This window comes from Shigella sp. FC1967, from assembly GCF_001743005.1.
GTDB lineage: Bacteria > Pseudomonadota > Gammaproteobacteria > Enterobacterales > Enterobacteriaceae > Proteus.
Window position 1 is genome coordinate 1 of record NZ_MIIZ01001091.1, and the last position, 918, is coordinate 918.

General features: G+C 33.9%; 1 pseudogene. It reads right to left on the reverse strand.

The window, feature by feature from the left end:
- Window positions 1-918 (reverse strand): annotated as a pseudogene (locus tag BHE89_RS18715) (fimbria/pilus outer membrane usher protein); the annotation flags it as partial.

Genomic DNA, 918 nt, shown 5'->3' on the forward strand with positions numbered 1-918 from the left:
AATTGACTTTGCATAGAGTAGACGGAATGACTGTCCTTTTTTATGTTCATCATTGGGTAAAATACTATTTGCTTGAATGACGTCAGCTGATATCGCGCCTAAATTTCCCAAATTGCCACCAAGACCAATAGCATAAGCTTGATAGTTATTCGAAAACTGACTTCCTCCATAGAGCGTTAAATTATGAGGCAAACCATAAATTAAACTTAATTGCCCAAAATTTGGTTTATCTTGAAAATCAGACCCACTTCTAAATTCCCCACCAATAAATTCATATTTAAGACGTCCTTCACGTTGCAAAATAGGCACATTAGAATAAGGCACAACAAATTGAGTTATTTCTCCATTATTCTCTTTAATTACGACATCTAAATTTCCACTGCTTGATGTTGCATAGAGATCTTTTATTTCGAATGCACCGGGAGGAACTGAAATTTGATAGATAACAAAACCATTTTGTCTAACAGTAACGATCGCATTGCTATTTGCAATCCCTTTAATTGTAGGAGCGAAACCTCTCATACTATCTGGTAGCATGTTATCATCAGATTCTAGCTTAGCACCTCTAAAACCAAGGCTGTCAAAAATGGTACCACTAGAAAATGAATCACCTACTGTCAGTTCTGCTTTTAATGGAATTATAGGTTTTTGTACATATGTTCTTATATTACGCCACTTATTCTGATCACTTTCACCGCTAGCGTACGTCCATGTGCTTTCATTACGTAAACGCCATGACCCCACATTAATACCCGGGTTTATATTTAAAAAAGTAGTTATTATTATTAATATTATCTTTATAGTTTTTACTATTTCTTCCTGTAAAATTGTAATTTAATAAAAAATGCATTAATACCGTTATCCCCATTTTTCTGGAGGAATATAGCCACGAATATTATTTTTAAACATTACTTGTGG